This is a genomic window from Bradyrhizobium canariense (assembly GCF_018130465.1).
Classification (GTDB): Bacteria; Pseudomonadota; Alphaproteobacteria; order Rhizobiales; family Xanthobacteraceae; genus Bradyrhizobium; species Bradyrhizobium canariense_C.
This window is the reverse complement of the sequence record NZ_JAFCKJ010000011.1, coordinates 65,653-81,641: the sequence shown is the minus strand read 5'-3', so window position 1 is coordinate 81,641 and position 15,989 is coordinate 65,653. Positions and strand designations below refer to the sequence as shown.

General features: G+C 64.3%; 17 protein-coding genes. 8 read left to right on the top strand and 9 right to left on the bottom strand.

Features of this window, described 5'->3' with window-relative positions; translation table 11 throughout:
* Positions 1–45: 45 nt before the first annotated feature.
* Positions 46–537, bottom strand: a complete 492-nt coding sequence (locus JQ591_RS25795; RefSeq protein ID WP_211398820.1) for an NUDIX domain-containing protein — start codon at positions 535–537, stop codon at positions 46–48.
* A gap of 80 nt (positions 538–617) precedes the next feature.
* Between JQ591_RS25795 and JQ591_RS25790 the strand changes: the two genes are divergently transcribed.
* On the top strand, positions 618–1,499 hold the full coding sequence (locus JQ591_RS25790) for a metallophosphoesterase family protein (RefSeq protein ID WP_211398819.1): 882 nt from the start codon (positions 618–620) through the stop codon (positions 1,497–1,499).
* A gap of 39 nt (positions 1,500–1,538) precedes the next feature.
* Here the strand turns inward: JQ591_RS25790 and JQ591_RS25785 are convergent, their stop codons facing one another.
* The 3 genes from JQ591_RS25785 to JQ591_RS25775 form a co-directional block, all read right to left on the bottom strand.
* Positions 1,539–2,093, bottom strand: coding sequence for a hypothetical protein (locus JQ591_RS25785; protein WP_211398818.1), 555 nt, complete (start codon positions 2,091–2,093; stop codon positions 1,539–1,541).
* Positions 2,094–2,292: 199 nt separating this feature from the next.
* Complete coding sequence (locus JQ591_RS25780) at positions 2,293–2,499, bottom strand: DUF4170 domain-containing protein (protein WP_007595122.1); 207 nt, start codon at positions 2,497–2,499, stop codon at positions 2,293–2,295.
* 30 nt (positions 2,500–2,529) lie between these two features.
* Positions 2,530–4,161 (bottom strand): isocitrate lyase, encoded by a 1,632-nt coding sequence (locus JQ591_RS25775; protein WP_211398938.1) that lies wholly within the window; start codon positions 4,159–4,161, stop codon positions 2,530–2,532.
* Between the two features lie 229 nt (positions 4,162–4,390).
* Between JQ591_RS25775 and JQ591_RS25770 the strand changes: the two genes are divergently transcribed.
* Positions 4,391–5,836, top strand: coding sequence for a helix-turn-helix domain-containing protein (locus JQ591_RS25770; protein ID WP_211398817.1), 1,446 nt, complete (start codon positions 4,391–4,393; stop codon positions 5,834–5,836).
* Positions 5,837–6,020: 184 nt separating this feature from the next.
* Here the strand turns inward: JQ591_RS25770 and JQ591_RS25765 are convergent, their stop codons facing one another.
* Positions 6,021–6,314 (bottom strand): antibiotic biosynthesis monooxygenase, encoded by a 294-nt coding sequence (locus JQ591_RS25765; protein WP_211398816.1) that lies wholly within the window; start codon positions 6,312–6,314, stop codon positions 6,021–6,023.
* 229 nt (positions 6,315–6,543) lie between these two features.
* Between JQ591_RS25765 and JQ591_RS25760 the strand changes: the two genes are divergently transcribed.
* From JQ591_RS25760 to JQ591_RS25750, 3 genes are all read left to right on the top strand, one after another.
* Entirely contained in the window at positions 6,544–7,350 is an 807-nt protein-coding gene (locus tag JQ591_RS25760) for a hypothetical protein (protein ID WP_211398815.1), read from the top strand.
* 192 nt (positions 7,351–7,542) lie between these two features.
* Complete coding sequence (locus tag JQ591_RS25755; RefSeq protein ID WP_211398814.1) at positions 7,543–7,779, top strand: hypothetical protein; 237 nt, start codon at positions 7,543–7,545, stop codon at positions 7,777–7,779.
* 161 nt (positions 7,780–7,940) lie between these two features.
* Positions 7,941–8,288, top strand: a complete 348-nt coding sequence (locus JQ591_RS25750; RefSeq protein WP_211398813.1) for a hypothetical protein — start codon at positions 7,941–7,943, stop codon at positions 8,286–8,288.
* A gap of 58 nt (positions 8,289–8,346) precedes the next feature.
* On the opposite strand, the gene JQ591_RS25745 is transcribed toward JQ591_RS25750, so the two are convergent.
* Together JQ591_RS25745 and htpX are read right to left on the bottom strand one after the other, a co-directional pair.
* Positions 8,347–8,988 (bottom strand): tetratricopeptide repeat protein, encoded by a 642-nt coding sequence (locus tag JQ591_RS25745; protein WP_211398812.1) that lies wholly within the window; start codon positions 8,986–8,988, stop codon positions 8,347–8,349.
* Positions 8,989–9,122: 134 nt separating this feature from the next.
* Positions 9,123–10,115 (bottom strand): zinc metalloprotease HtpX, encoded by a 993-nt coding sequence (gene htpX / locus JQ591_RS25740; protein ID WP_211398811.1) that lies wholly within the window; start codon positions 10,113–10,115, stop codon positions 9,123–9,125.
* A gap of 185 nt (positions 10,116–10,300) precedes the next feature.
* On the opposite strand from htpX, the gene JQ591_RS25735 reads away from it, so the two are divergent.
* The 3 genes from JQ591_RS25735 (at position 10,301) to JQ591_RS25725 (ending at position 13,630) form a co-directional block, all read left to right on the top strand.
* Positions 10,301–11,602 (top strand): lytic murein transglycosylase, encoded by a 1,302-nt coding sequence (locus tag JQ591_RS25735; RefSeq protein ID WP_211398810.1) that lies wholly within the window; start codon positions 10,301–10,303, stop codon positions 11,600–11,602.
* Positions 11,603–11,841: 239 nt separating this feature from the next.
* Entirely contained in the window at positions 11,842–12,345 is a 504-nt protein-coding gene (locus tag JQ591_RS25730) for a DUF1993 domain-containing protein (RefSeq protein ID WP_211398809.1), read from the top strand.
* A gap of 184 nt (positions 12,346–12,529) precedes the next feature.
* Positions 12,530–13,630: an alkene reductase gene (locus tag JQ591_RS25725; RefSeq protein ID WP_211398808.1), complete on the top strand. Its 1,101-nt coding sequence runs from the start codon at positions 12,530–12,532 to the stop codon at positions 13,628–13,630.
* 107 nt (positions 13,631–13,737) lie between these two features.
* On the opposite strand, the gene JQ591_RS25720 is transcribed toward JQ591_RS25725, so the two are convergent.
* Together JQ591_RS25720 and JQ591_RS25715 are read right to left on the bottom strand one after the other, a co-directional pair.
* Positions 13,738–14,781: an aromatic ring-hydroxylating dioxygenase subunit alpha gene (locus JQ591_RS25720; protein ID WP_211398807.1), complete on the bottom strand. Its 1,044-nt coding sequence runs from the start codon at positions 14,779–14,781 to the stop codon at positions 13,738–13,740.
* Positions 14,782–14,789: 8 nt separating this feature from the next.
* Positions 14,790–15,959, bottom strand: coding sequence for an ABC transporter substrate-binding protein (locus JQ591_RS25715; RefSeq protein WP_249137723.1), 1,170 nt, complete (start codon positions 15,957–15,959; stop codon positions 14,790–14,792).
* Between the last annotated feature and the right edge of the window lie 30 nt (positions 15,960–15,989).

Sequence of the window (15,989 nt, the reverse complement as noted above, 5' to 3'; positions counted from 1 at the left end):
TGCGCCGCCCCCGCAGACGCGGCGATTTACTAGCACAGGCAGCCATCATCGCCACGTCGCAATCTGCGGCCTGTCGTGAAGGACTTCCGCGATCCGCAGCCGCGTGCCCGGCGTGGTCCCCTCGGGCAGCGCGGTGACCGCGAAGAACCCGCATTCGACGATCTCGTGGTTGGGCGCGGGCAGGCGATCCTGCTTGAACTGCCTGACGACGTAGACCGCGACATGGTCGCGGCGGGAGACGTGGCTGTTGAGGAAGATGCCGTGCAGCACGGCATCGCCGGTGAGATCGATATCCCCCTCCTCCTTGAGCTCGCGGCGCATCGCCTGCTCCATGGTCTCGCCGAGATCGACGCCGCCGCCGGGCAGATACCAGCCGGTGATGTAGCTGTGCCTGACCAGGAACACCCTGGTGTCGGCATCCAGCACCACGGCGCGGACGCCGAGCGTCATGCCGCGGACGAGCAGGAAATAGGCGTGGAAGATTCGCCGCAGCAGCGGCTCGAATGTCCGTCGGACGCTATTCAGACGACCCCCCATCAGGCTCCCTTGACGGCCCGCTTGCACGTAGCCTGCGACCTTGCCATTACAGCGGACGAATAGCGAGGCAATCGCACCCCATGGCCCCCTACACGCTCGCCCATCTGTCCGACCCGCATCTGCCGCCGCTGCCGAAGCCGCGGTTGATCGAGCTCGCCGGCAAGCGCGCGCTCGGCTATGTCAACTGGACGCGCAACCGTCACAAGTACCAGCGCCGCGAGGTGCTCGACGCACTCGTCGCCGACGTGAAGGCGCACGGTCCCGACCACATCGCGGTCACGGGCGATCTCGTCAATCTGGCGCTGGAGGCGGAGTTCGCGCCGGCACGCGCCTGGCTCGACGGCGTCGGTCCGCCCGACCGCGTCACCACGATTCCCGGCAATCACGACGCTTATGTCCGCGCCACCTCTCATCGCTTCGGCGAAACCTTCGCGCCCTATCTTGCGGGCGACGACGGCCGTATCGGCTTTCCTTCCGTGCGCCGGCGCGGGCCACTCGTGCTGATCAGCCTGTCCACGGCGGTGCCGACCTTGCCGTTGATGGCGACAGGCACGCTCGGAGCCGATCAGCTCGCGTCTCTCGAAGAGGTGCTCGGGCGGCTCGCAGCCGAGGATGTCTTTCGCGTGCTGCTGGTGCATCATCCGCTGAAGTCCGGCGCGCGCCACAAGCGGATGACGGACTCCGCCGAGCTGCTGACGCTTTTGAAACGCCACGGCGTCGAGCTGATCCTTCACGGGCACGACCACATTCATTCGACGATGTGGTTCGAAGGCCCCAACGGCAACATTCCCGCAATCGGCGTGCCATCTGCCTCCGCGCGCGCACACGGGCACTACCCGGCCGCGGCCTACAATCTGTTCACGATCGAGAAGGACAACACCGGCTGGCGTTGCGAGCAGACGGTGCGGAGCCTCGGGGCTGGATTTCAGATTGGGCAGATCAAGCATGTCAGATTGTTTTGAGGCCGCCCGTCATTGCTCGCAATGACGACGGCGAACCTCTCACCAGCTCCGCAGGGCCGCGAGCACGGCAACCCCGAACAGCGCGGCGGCACCGAGCACAAACCCGAACACGAACGGCCAGATGCGCGTGCGGCGCCGCGGCTGCGCGATCTCGGACTTCGGCTCGGGCGGGACCACCATCGCATGCTCGCGCTCGATCATGCGGCGAGCGACATAGTCCGTGACGGCATCGACGATGACGGCGGTGTCGTGCGATTCGGCGAGCACGATGCGGCCGAAGCGGGTGTCCTGCACGAAGCGGTACAGCCGCTTGTCGCGCCCCATCACGATGTGCGCGACGACGTCGATCCAGAGCCTGGGCGTATCGCCCTGGCTGATGCCGCGGTCGAACAGGTCGATCTGCTCCGGCACCTGTGCGAACAGGGGATCGAGCGCGTCGTTGAGGATCTCGAGCCGCGCCACTTCGGCATCGCGCAAATCGACGACGACGCCGGTCCGGTCCGCGGCCTCGATCCGCGCCCGCAACAGCGCATCGCGCAGCCGCACCGGGCGCGGCTGGCTGGGATGGATCCCACTGGTTTCGGGCTCTGACATTGTCGGCCTCGTCCTCACTTCCTTCCATTAACCTATCAGCAACCACACTGTCCGCAAAGGCCCCACAATTCCAGTTACTTACGGCGCCCACAGGGCATTCACCTGTGCCAAAAACAGACGATCCCACCCGGCTTGCGCCGGATGGGACCATCCGTCCTTGGACGTCTTCTTAGTTCAGATTGTCAGGTTAGTTCAGATTTCACGCCGAGACCCGCGACGGCTCTTCCACGATCGAGAAGCGGACGCCCGCCTTGTGGCGGTTCTCTTCCGAAACCGAGCGCCAGGCGTCCTCGGCCTCCTTGCGGGTCTTGAACGGACCCTGGACCTGGGCCGAGCCTTCCACCAGCTTGTGGAAGTTCATCGAACCGAACTCGCCGCCGATCACCCAGAAATTGCTGTTGGTCATTGTCAGTCTCCTGTCGATTAGCGTGATGCGTTAGCCGAACTGGTTCATCGTGTTGTGAGCGCCGCCCGCCTTCAGGGCAGCCTCGCCGGCGAAGTACTCCTTGTGGTCGTCGCCGATGTCGGAGCCGGCCATGTTCTGATGCTTGGCGCAGGCGATACCCTGACGGATCTCGGCGCGCTGGACGTTCTTCACATAACCGAGCATGCCCTGCTCGCCGAAATACTCGCGTGCGAGGTTGTCGGTCGACAGCGCTGCCGTGTGATAGGTCGGCAACGTGATCAGGTGGTGGAAGATGCCGGCACGCTTGGCCGAATCCGCCTGGAAGGTACGGATGCGCTCGTCGGCTTCCTTCGCCAGCGGCGTATCGTCGTATTCCACCTTCATCAACTCGGCGCGGTTGTACTTGCTGACGTCCTTACCGGCTTCCTTCATCGCGTCGTAGACCTGCCAGCGGAAGTTGAGCGTCCAGTTGAACGAGGGCGAGTTGTTGTAGGCCAGCTTCGCGTTCGGAACCACCTCGCGAATCCGGTCGACCATCTTGGCGATCTGCTCGATATGCGGCTTCTCGGTCTCGATCCACAGCAGGTCCGCACCGTTCTGCAACGAGGTGATGCTGTCGAGCACGCAGCGGTCTTCGCCGGTGCCCGGACGGAACTGATAGAGATTGGAGGGCAGCCGCTTCGGACGCATCATCTTGCCGTTGCGGTTGATGATGACGTCGCCATTGCGGGCGTTCTCCGCCGTCACTTCCTCGCAATCCAGGAAGCTGTTGTACTGGTCGCCGAGATCGCCGGGCTTGTGGCTGACCGCGATCTGCTGGGTCAGGCCGGCACCGAGCGAGTCGGTGCGGGTCACCACGACGCCGTCTTCGACGCCGAGTTCGAGGAAGGCGTGGCGGCAGGCCCGGATCTTGGCCAGGAACACCTCGTGCGGCACGGTGACCTTGCCGTCCTGATGGCCGCACTGCTTCTCGTCGGAGACCTGGTTCTCGATCTGGAGCGCGCAGGCACCCGCCTCGATCATCTTCTTGGCGAGCAGATAGGTCGCCTCCGCATTGCCGAAGCCGGCGTCGATGTCGGCGATGACGGGCACGACATGGGTCTGGAAGTTGTCGATCTTCTCGATCAACTCCTTCTCCCGGGTCTTGTCGCCTTCCTTGCGGGCCTTATCGAGGCCGCGGAAGATATCGTTGAGCTCGCGCGAGTCGGCCTGACGCAGGAACGTGTAGAGCTCCTCGATGAGTGCCGGCACCGAGGTCTTCTCATGCATCGACTGGTCCGGCAGCGGGCCGAACTCGGAGCGCAGCGCCGCGATCATCCAGCCGGACAGGTACAGGTAGGTGCGATCGGTCTTGCCAAAGTGCTTCTTGACCGAGATCAGCTTCTGCTGGGCGATGAAGCCGTGCCAGCAGCCCAGCGACTGGGTGTACTTGGTCGGGTCGCCGTCATAGGCGGCCATGTCGGCCCGCATCAGCGCCGCGGTGTAGCGGGCGATGTCGAGACCGGTCTTGAAGCGGTTCTGCAGGCGCATGCGTGCGACGGCCTCGGCCGACACCCCGTTCCAGGTCGGCTGGGTCTTGAGGAGCGACTGGGCCGCCTCGATCTCGCTCTGATACGAGGCCGGGCCCTGGAGGGTGCTGATGCCGCGGGGCTGGTAGTTCATGTGCCTGATCCTTTCGCTGACGATGGCGATGACTGCCATCGACATTCTTGACAATGCATTGCGATATGCGTGTCAGAAGCTAAACGCGAGAAAGCTCAAGTCGTATAGTGGGCTTGTATTCGAATGGTGATGTCATGTAACATCAGAACATGTAATAGATGTCACTTTGTAAATCTTGTAAAGAATATAGGTCAGCAAACCTGCCCTTGATGCCTCTGGAGACCTGAGAATGCCCGCCGGTTCCAGCAAGAAACTCTTCGTCGGCCCGCGCTTCCGGCGGATCCGGCAGCAATTGGGGCTGTCGCAGACCCAGATCGCCGAGGGGCTCGGGATCTCGCCGAGCTATGTCAACCTGATCGAGCGCAACCAGCGTCCGGTGACCGCACAGATCCTGCTGCGGCTGGCCGAAACCTACGACCTCGACCTGCGCGACCTCGCGACCGCCGACGAGGACCGCTTCTTCGCCGAACTCAACGAGATCTTCTCCGACCCCCTGTTCCGCCAGATCGACGTTCCCAAGCAGGAACTGCGCGATCTCGCCGAACTCTGCCCCGGCGTCACCCATGCGCTGCAACGGCTCTACGCCGCCTATACCGAGGCCCGCCAGGGCGAGACGCTGGCGGCGGCGCAAATGGCCGACCGCGACGTCGGCACCCGCTATGAGGCCAATCCGGTCGAGCGCGTCCGCGAACTGATCGAGGCCAACCGCAACTACTTTCCGGAACTCGAGCAGGCCGCGGAGACCCTGCGCGACGAGCTGAACGTGCCGGCCGAGGAGCTTTATGCGGCGCTCGCGGCAAGGCTGCGCGAGAAGCATTCGATCCAGACCCGCATCATGCCGGTGGACGTGATGCGCGAGACGCTCAGGCGCTTCGACCGCCACCGCCGCCAGCTCCTGATCTCCGAGCTGGTCGACCCGCCCGGCCGCGCGTTCCAGCTCGCCTTCCAGCTCGGCCTGGGCGAATGCGGGCAAGCCCTGGAGACCATCATCGGCCGCGCCGGCCCGCTGGACGACACACCGCGCCGCCTGTTCCGCATCACGCTTGGCAACTACTTTGCGGCCGCCGTGATGATGCCCTACCCGGCCTTCCTGGCTGCGGCGGAAGCACTGAACTACGACATCCATCTGCTGGCGCAGCGCTTCAATTCCGGCTTCGAGCAGGTCTGCCATCGCCTCACCACCTTGCAGCGGCCGAACGCGCGCGGCATCCCGTTCTTCCTGCTTCGTGTCGACAATGCCGGCAACGTCTCGAAGCGATTTTCATCGGGCACATTCCCGTTCTCGAAATTCGGCGGCACCTGTCCCTTGTGGAACGTGCACTCGACCTTCGACACGCCGGATCGCCTGCTCAAGCAGGTCATCGAGCTGCCCGACGGCACGCGCTATTTCTCGATCGCGCAGATGGTGCGCCGGCCCGTCGCGCCGCACCCGCTGCCGCAGCCGCGCTTCGCCATCGGCCTCGGCTGCGAGATCCGTCACGCCACGCGCCTCGTCTACGCTGCCGGCATCGATCTGGAGAAAACGGAGGGCACACCGATCGGCGTCAACTGCCGTCTCTGCGAGCGCGAAAACTGCGCCCAGCGCGCCGAGCCGCCGATCACGCGCACGCTGATCCTGGACGAGACGACGCGGCGCGTGAGTTCGTTCGCGTTTTCCAATGCGAGGGAGTTGTGAAGGGACGTTGGGCGATTGATCAGCGCCACAAGTTCACTGTCGTCCTGGCGAAAGCCAGGACCCATAGCCACCGAACTATCGCGCGAGCGAAGGTGGCGGCCACGCGTCGCAAAACTCCTCCCTGGGGTAATGGGTCCTGGCTTTCGCCAGGACGACATCGGGGAAGAAGCGATGCGCTCAATCCCTACGCCAGCGTATGAACGATCACCGGCCCCGCGGCGGCGCGGGCGTCGCCTGCAAGCAGCGAGCCCAGATTCTTCTCGATCCAGCCGATCGCACGCCTGTTGGCCTCCTCCGCCTGCTCGAACTTGTCAAAGATCGAAATCGCCGTGACCGTGTCGTCGCCGGCATAGACGACGTAGTACGCACGGAAACCGTCGACGTCGCTGATGATCGGAACGGCGCCGTCCTTGATGCGGCGCGCCAGCTCTTCGGCGCTCCCGCTTTTCGCCTTGGCCTGACGGATGGCGGCATACATGGCATCCTCCTTCCGGCTGTCCGGATTTGTGGGCCTGGTGCCCGGATCGCATGCTACGCCGAAGCGCGCGGGCAATCCACGATTGGTTAACCCGGCACTAATTCACTTCAGCGATCCGCAACCATCGATTAAGCACGCCTCAACATCGGTGCCTTAGTCTCGCCCCACTCACTTTTCGCAAACAACGATGGCCTAGTCTGCCGCGTCAAGTGACATCAGGGGGTTCATCATGCGCATTGCGTTGCTGCTGACCGCGACCATTGTCGGCGCGCTTTTCGCCAATCCGTCCCATGCCGGACCACTGGATACGTCCGCCGGCGCAGCGCAGGCGTTGCCGCCTGGCTTCCAGAGCTACCGCGGCTACATGTTCGACCTGTCGGAGAATTCCGACCGCAAGGACGTCGACAAGCTCACCGACAATGTGAAAAGCCAGATCGACGTGGTCGAGGCTGCCGGCCTCTCGCCGCGCGTGCTGCGCTTCTTCCGCACCGTCCCGATCATCGCCAGCGAGCTGGCCTGCCTCGACGAGGGCGCCGCGACCGCGTGCTACGGCCGGGTCGCCCCGAACGTCGAGCGCCGCGTGCCGCGGACGCTCACTGTCTGGGACCATGCCACGCAGCGCTGGACCAATCCCAATGCCGTCGACCTCGCGGTCGATTCGGGCCTCGGCGTGATCATGCTGCGGCCGGACATGATGCGCTACGAAAAGGAAGCCGTGCTGCTGCACGAGCTCCTGCATGCCTACCACGCGCGGCTGTTGCCGGACGGCTACGCCAACAAGGGCGTGATCGGCTATTACGCCTACGCCAAGTCCAAGGACCTCCTGCCCAAGGAATCCTATGCGCTGAAGAATCACATGGAATTCTTTGCGGTGACAGCCAGCATCTTCCTGGCCGGGAAGAGCGAATTCCACGACCCGAAGTCGCGCGAAACGCTCAAGGAGAAGATGCCGGACTATTACAAATATCTGGTCGGCGTATTCGGCTTCGACCCCGATCCGGCAGCGGCAAGCGGCCCGGTCGCCTCGCTGAAGTAAGGCAGACAAAGCGCGCCTGCGCCGAACAAACCAGGGCCGCGTCAACAACGCGGCCCTTTTTCTTTTCGAGCTGAGGATTGGCAGGCCTTGCTCAGACCGTGTGACAGACGGCACAGTCGCCCGATGACGTATCTGGCATCGTCAGGGCCATGGAGGCTGCATCGGGCGGCCTCAAGTGGAAAGATGCCAATCATGACAAAGCTCGCCTTCTCCGCCATCGCCGCCCTTGTCACCGTCACGACGCTCGTCGGCTCCGCCCAGATCTCCCCCGCTGCCGCCGGTAGCCTGGACTGGCTCGGTAACGACAATTACGTGCGCTGCCTGAAATATGTCAGCTCGCTCGCCCATGGCGATGCCGCTGCCTACGACCGCGGCCGCAGGACCTGCAATCGGCAATACTATCCCGGCCGTCCCGGCTACGACTACTGAACGGCCCGGACCGACTGGACAAAGAGCCGCGCGAGCAGCGCGGCTTTTTTGCTTTGGTAACCGGAAGCTGCGGATGACGCGTGGCCGGGAATTGCCAAGGTGGGGCCCGATCTGCATAGTCCCGCCCGCATCGATACTGTTTTCGAAGAGGATAGAACAACATGGCGGACGCCGACCTGGATGTCGTGATCCGGCAACTGGCCAGACAGCTGCATACGGGCCTGATGACCCGCGCCAAGGAGCGGCGGGATCGATTCAACGGCCTTGCTGCCAAGGCCAAGGGCAAGGAGACCGGCGACCGCTTCAAGATGATGGCCAAGGCCACCATGGAGCAGGCCATTGCCGCCGCCAAGCGCCTGCAGATGTCCGCCGACAACGTCGCCGACAGCTACGCGCGGTCGATGCGGATCGCCGCCAGCACGCCGGTCGCGGCGAAGGCGGAGAAGAAGGACGCCAAGGAAAGGCCGGTGAAGAAGGCGAAGAAGGCCAAGGCCAAGAAGTCGAAGTAGGCGCGAATCGCGCGCTTCACCCTCGCCCCGCTTGCGGGGAGAGGGAGAGAAACTCCTTTCACCTTCTTGGCGCGGCGAGCCGGGTCGGCTCGGCGCTCGCCAGTTCGGCGAGTTTTGCCCGCGCCGCATCGCGGGTGCGGGCATCCTTGCCGGCGGGCAGCGCCAGCGCGGCCTCGAAATCGGCGCGCGCCTCATCCGCATGGCCACGGGCTAGGAATGCAAGGCCGCGGTCGAGCCGAGCCTGCGCATCCGACGGGTCGAGGCGGACCGCGGTGTTGTAGCTCAGGATCGCGCGATCGAGATCGCCGGTGGCGGCGAGCGCGAGACCGCGCTGGTGATAGGGCGCGGCGAGCCTGGGATCATGCGCGATCGCCTCGTCGTAATCCTCGATGGCAAGTTCGAGGTCGCCGTTCTGCCGGCGCGCCAGCGCCCGATCGCGATAGAGCGAGGCGCGGTTGGGATTGAGGTGGATGGCCTCGTCGAAATCCGCGATCGCCCGCCGCCAGTCGCTATGGCGCAGCGCGATCCGCCCGCGCCCCTCATAGGCGAACGCGATCAGCGAGCCGCGCAGCGGCGAGAAGCCGATCACCGCCGAGCAGATGTCGGGATCGTCCTCATCCCCGCAATTGACGACCGTGTGCGTAGACAGGCCAATCAGCACGCCCAGGACGATCAACAATGGTACCGCAGCTTTGGTCATCTTCGACGGTGGCAGGCGGAGGGCCGGCCACGCATCCCCTTTCGAAGGAAGTGTCACGCCGAGGTATTAACACCGGGCGCGACCGTCTTGTGTGCGACAGGTCACAAAGCGCGCAAATTCGGGCCGCTTCCGCGTCAGCCCCAAGGACCACGTGCAGGGCCACGTGCCGAACCATTTGCAGAACCATTTGCAGAACCATTTGAAGGCCCGCGCGAGGATGAGCGGCCCCACGGGCTCCGCGGCGGATAGTTCTCATTGGCGCCGACCGACGGCGACGCCTGCGCGCCAAGCTCGGCTGCGAGCTGCTGAAGCGCCGCGACACGATTCTGCGTCGAGGGATGGGTGGCGAACAGATTGTCCACGCCGTGGCCCGACAGCGGATTGATGATGAACATGTGCGCGGTGGCGGGATTTCGTTCCGCCTCGGCGTTCGGGACCTGATGCGCAGCGCCCTCGATCTTCACCAGCGCCGAGGCCAGCCACATCGGCTGACCGGCGATACGTGCGCCGAGATTGTCCGCAGCGTATTCGCGCGTACGACTGATTGCCATCTGCACCAGCATGGCCCCGATCGGGGCGAGGATCATCATCAGGATCGAGCTGACGATGCCCGGGCCGTTGTTGTCGCGATTGCCGCCGAAGAACATGCCGAACTGCGCCAGCATCGAGATCGCACCCGCAATGGTCGCGGTAACAGTCATCAGCAGCGTGTCGTGATGCTTGATATGGGCGAGCTCGTGCGCGATCACGCCGGCGAGCTCCTCGCGGCTGAGCTGGCGCATCAAGCCGGTGGTGACCGCAACCGCGGCATTCTCGGGATTGCGCCCGGTGGCAAACGCGTTGGGCTGCGGCTCGTCCATCAGGAACACGCGCGGCATCGGCAAGCCGGCGCGGCCCGCAAGCTCGGCGACGAGCCCGACCAGCTCGGGGGCGCTGCTGCGGTCGACCTCATGGGCGCCGTACATGCTGAGCACCATGCGGTCGGAGTTCCAGTAGGTGAAGAGATTGGTCGCCGCAGCAATGACGAGCGCAATCATGGCGCCGCCAGCACCGCCGATCAGATAGCCGACGCCCATGAACAGGGCGGTGAGGCCTGCGAGCAGCATTGCGGTACGAAGATAGTTCATGGCCGTCTCCCGGGCCGGCCGTGGCCGCTGGAGGCGTTGCGGGCCGGCAGGCATGAGGTAGGGATGACCCCGTCCCGGCCGCAAGGTTTCGGGGTGCGTCGCGGAGCCGCGGCACTGGTTTGAGCTCGATCATTCCATTAAACTTCGTCAAGAATCCAAACGTCTTCCCCCCTTGCGGAAACCTCATGCTCCAGACCCGATTTGCGATCGCGGCCGCCGCTCTGCTCACACTCGCCCTTCCCGCCTCCGCCCAGCTTGCGCCGCCGCCCGCAAAGCCCGCGGTCCCCAGGGCCACTGCGCCCTCACCGCGCGCGGCGTCGTGCCACAATGGCGCGAGCTTTGATCGATTTCTGGCCGACGTGAAACAGCAGGCCGTTGCCGCCGGCGTGTCGCAGCGGACGATCGCGGAGGCCTCGCCCTACCTCGTCTACGACCAGGGCATCGTCAACCGCGACCGCGGCCAGCGCATGTTCGGCCAGCTCTTCACCGAATTTGCCGGCCGCATGGCCGCGCCCTATCGCATGCAGAACGGCCAGCAGCACATCAAGCAACATGCGGCCGCGTTCGCGCGCGCCGAAAAGGAATACGGCGTGCCGCCGGCGGTGATCGCCGCGTTCTGGGGCCTGGAGAGCGATTTCGGCGTCAACATGGGCAATCTGCCGACACTGAAATCGCTGGTGTCGCTGGCCTATGATTGCCGCCGCTCGGAGATGTTCGTGAACGAGACCATCGCGGCACTGAAGATCGTCGAGCGCGGTGATTTGCATCCCGACGAGATGGTCGGCTCCTGGGCCGGCGAACTCGGACAGACCCAGTTCCTGCCCGTGCATTACGTCAACTATGCCGTCGACTATGACGGCGACGGACGACGCGATCTCCTCCGCAGCGAGGACGACGTGATCGGCTCGACCGCGAACTACATCGCCAACGGTTTGAAGTGGCGGCGCGGCGAGCCGTGGCTGGAGGAGATCAAGGTGCCGCAAAACCTGCCGTGGGATCAGACCGACCTCACCGTGCAGCAGCCGCGCTCGAAATGGGCGCAACTGGGGGTGACCTATCCCGACGGCCGGCCGCTGCCGAACGACAATCTCGCGGCTTCCGTGCTGCTGCCGATGGGGCGCTTTGGTCCGGCCTTCATGGCGTACCCGAATTTCGCGGCCTACACCGAGTGGAATAACTCGCTGATCTATTCGACCACCGCAGGTTATCTCGCCACCCGCATCGCGGGCGCGGCGGCGATGCGAAAGCCGTCCACACCGGTCGCGCAACTGCCGTTCAACGAGCTCAAGCAATTGCAGCAGCTTCTGGTCCAGGCCGGTTTCAACGTCGGCAAGGTCGACGGCGTGCTGGGCCAGCAAAGCCGCGCCGCGGTAAAGGCGATGCAGATCAAATACGGCCTGCCGGCCGATTCCTGGCCAACCGCCGAGCTTTTGGCCCGGATGCGCGGCGGCACGGCACAGGCACAGCCGGCGGGGATGGTCCGCTAAGCCCCCTCTGTCATGCCCCGCGAAAGCGGGGCATCCAGTACGCCGCGGCGCCTCGGCTATATCACAACCGTCTCGGAGTACTGGATCGCCCGGTCAAGGCCGGGCGATGACAGCGTGGGTGTGGCGCCGTAGAATTTTCGCACCGCACAAGCCGCTTCCGCGATTGTATTTTTCCATGACGCTCCCATGTGAGTGGCTCAGGTTTCTCCTGAGTTTTCCCTCATTCGAGCGAGCATCACATGTCCTTCCACGACGCCGTCGTCCCCGCCTATTTGCAAATGCTGAACAGCCTGACCGGCCTGCTCACCAAAGCCGAGGCGCATTGCGCGGCCAAGAAGGTCGACCCGAGCGTCCTGCTGGGCTCCCGCCTGTTCCCGGACATGCTGCCGCTGTCGAAGCAGATCCAGCTCGTCAGCGATTTCGCAGCCAAGGGCTGCGCGCGGCTGACCCATAGCGAAGTGCCCTCCACGCCAGATACCGAAACGAGCTTTGGCGAATTGAAGCAGCGGCTGGCCAAGACGATCGACTATGTGAAATCGTTCAAGCCGGAGCAGTTCGAGGGCGCCGACACCAAGGACGTCACCTTCCCGGCTGGCCCCGACAAATCCATCACCATGAAGGGCCAGCAATTCCTGAGCGCGTTCTCGCTGCCGAACTTCTATTTCCACGCCGCGACCGCCCACGGCCTTCTGCGCCACGCCGGCGTCGAGATCGGCAAGCGCGATTTCCTCGGCGCGAACTAAAACGCGATTGTTCAGACAGCCGCGGCGGGAGATCGAATCTGCTGCCGCGGCTGAAATTACATATGATTTATGCTGCGCGGCTCCGCTGCGTAGCTCGCCTGCAGTTTCCGTATGGCTCCTCCCTTGCGCTGATTGCCGCGATGCACAAGTGTTCCGGACCTCTCACCGCCTGGAAGCATTCCCCATGAGCCGTTCGACCAAATTGTTTGAGACCTACAAGCTCGGCCCGATCACGCTGGCCAACCGCCTGGTGATGGCTCCCCTGACGCGCAACCGCGCCGCACCCGGCACATTCGTACCGAGCCCGCTTGCGGCGGACTATTACGGCCAGCGTGCTTCCGCGGGCCTCCTGATCACCGAAGCGAGCCAGGTCTCGCAGCAGGGCCAGGGCTACCAGGACACGCCCGGCATCTACTCAAAGGACCAGGTCGCCGGCTGGCGCAAGGTCACCGATCAGGTGCATCAGCGCGGCGGCAAGATCTTCATCCAGCTCTGGCACGTCGGCCGCATCTCGCACGTCGACCTTCAGGCCAATGGCGCAGCCCCGGTGGCGCCGAGCGCGATCCGCGCCAAGGGCAAGACCTTCGTCAACGGCGGCTTCGCCGACGTCTCCGAGCCCCGCGCGCTGGAGCTCTCCGAAATTCCTGGGATCATCGACGACTTCAAGCGTGCCACCAAGAATGCGCTCGAAGCCGGCTTCGACGGCGTCGAGATCCACGGCGCCAACGGCTATCTGCTCGAGCAGTTCGCCAAGGACGGCACCAACAAGCGCACGGATGCCTATGGCGGCTCGATCGAGAACCGCGCGCGGCTGATGCTGGAAGTCTCCAGGGCCGTCGTCGCCGAAGCCGGCGCCGAGCGCACCGGCATCCGCATCTCGCCGGTGACGCCGGCCAACGACATCTCGGATTCGAATCCGCAAGCCTTGTACGACCATATCGTCGACGGTCTCGGCGCACTGAAGCTCGTCTATCTCCACGTCGTCGAAGGCGCCACCGGCGGTCCGCGCGACATCGCGCCGTTCGACTATGCGGGCATGCGCAAGCGCTTCCCCGGCGCCTACATCGCCAACAACGGCTATGATTTCGATCTCGCCACCAAGGTGCTGGACGCGAACGCGGCCGATCTCATCGCTTTCGGCAAGCCGTTCATCTCCAACCCCGATCTCGTCGAGCGGCTGAAGCAGGGCGCGACGCTGAACGATTGGGACAAGAACACATTCTACGGCGGTAGCGCCAAGGGATACACTGACTATCCGGCGCTGGCGGCTGAACCGGCGGAATAAGGGCGCATCGCCCTTGCGGGCGTCACCAGCGCACCCGAATCCCGCGCAGCAATCTCGTGATTCCGGGTTCGATGCTTCGGATCGGCCCGGAATGACGAGGCGCCCGATTACGCCGAGGCGCGCGTCTCAGCTTCGCCGGCCACCATTCGCTCGACGATGCGTCGCATGCGCTGCGGGGCGGCGTCGATGGCGAGCCGGATGCATTTGAGGTCGGGACGCGCCTGCGCAACCTGCTCTATGCGCTCCAGTATCTCCTTGTCCTCGTTGAAGGCGATGCGAAAATCGCCGTGCAGCCGCTGATCGACATCGGCATCGTCCAGCGCGAAATTGCGCACGTGCAGCCAGTGGTCGATGCAGACATTGTCGTCGACCGGCGTGATGAAATGGCAGGCGAAGATGCGCAGTCCCTTGCCACGGTCCGCCGGGTCGGCAATCGCACCGACATCCGCGCTGCCGAAATCGATCACCGCGATGCCGGGCGCGACGTAATCGTAATAGTGCCAGCGATCGACGTGGCCGCTGAAATTACCGTATTTCGCGAACAGCGGGATTGGCGGCGCATTGCGGATCCAGCGCCAGACCAGCACGCCGCGATCGCTATAGGTGTGCTCCACCGGAATCTCCTCGCTCGCCGAATTGCCGAGCGTCGACAGATGCACGAAGCTGACATGGGCGGGGTCGCAGAGATTGTCGGCGAGGTTGAGATAGTTGGTCTCGATCCGCAGGGCATCGCCCTCCGCAGCATGCCAGCCAGCCTTGCCGAATTGCGGCAGGTCATAAATCAGCGACGGATCGGCCAGCGCCGGTTCACCGGGCCAGATCCAGACCAGGCCCATTTTTTCTCGAAGCGGATAGGACGGCACCTGCGCGTTCTGCGGAATCACGGGCTGGCCGGGAATCCGCACACAACGCCCGTCGGCGCCAAAGGTCATACCATGATAGCCGCATTCGATGGCGTCGCCCTTGAGCTTGCCCATCGACAAGGGCGCCAATCGATGCGGACAGGCGTCGTCGAGCGCAACGACCTGACCGGATTCGCGCCGGTACACGACGAGGTCCATACCGAGAATGCGGTGTCGCGCGAGCGCGCGCGTCACGTTGCGCGACCATGTGAGCGGATACCAGGTGTTTCGCGGCGCGAGCAATTTCATGGCAGCTCCTAGTTCTTCAGCTTGGCCAGCACTTCGGTGTCGGTGGGCTGGTAGTCGGCGCCGTCAACATAGCGCCAGTCGGTCATCACGCCCTGGCCGTCCCGCACCGCAAGCGTACCGACATAGACCCCCATGGTGGATTGGTGATCGATCGCTCGGAACGAAATCGGGCCGACAGGCGTGTCGACCTTGAGATGCTCCATCGCCTTGATCAGATCATCGGTCTTGGTCGAGCCGGCCACCTCGATCGCCTTTGCTAGCACCAGCGTGTTCGCGTAGCCGATCAGCGCGCCGATGTTCGGAGATTCCTTGAAACGCGCAAGATAGGCTTTCAGGAACGAGTCGTGAGCTGGAGTCTTGATCTCGCTCCAGGGATACCCGGTGACCAGCCAACCGGGCGGCGCCTCATCCTTCAGCGGCGCTAGATATTCCGGCTCGCCGGAGAGGATGCTGACGACGACGCGTTTGGCGAACGCATTGCGGGTCGTGCCTTCGCGCACGAATTTCGTGAGATCGGCCCCGAACGTCGCGTTAAAGATGGCATCGGGCTGCTCCGCCATCATCGCCTGCACCACCGGGCCCGCGTCGATCTTGCCGAGCGGCGGCCACTGTTCGGAGACGAATTCGACGTCAGGCTTCAATTGCTTCAATTCGCGTTTGAAGCTTGCCACCGCTGCCTGGCCGAACTCATAGTTCGGCGCAATCGTCGCCCAGCGCCGCGCCGGGAATTTTGCCGCCTCCTTTGCGAGGATGGAGGCCTGGGTATAGGTGCTCGGCCGCAACCTGAACGTATAGCGATTACCCTTCTCCCAGATGAGGGCATCCGTCAGCGGCTGCGAGGCGAGGAAGAATATCTGCTTCTGCTTGGCGAAATCGGCGACGGCCAGGCCGATATGGGAGAGGATCGTGCCCGTCAGGAGATCGACCTGCTCGCCTTCGACAAGCTGACCGGCGGCGGTGATTGCCACGTCCGGCTTGCCAGCGTCGTCACGGGCGATGATCTCGAGCTTGCGGCCGAGCACGCCGCCCTTCCCGTTGATTTCGTCCCGCGCGAGCTCCCAGCCCTGACGATAGCCGCGGGTCCCGACTGGGAGAGCTGAATAGCTCGATATTTCGCCGATCCTGATCGGCGGCGGCTCGGCCGCCCGCCCCGCACCGCAGGTCACTGTCAGGGCCAGCCCTAGGAGACTCACAATAGCCGAAATGCG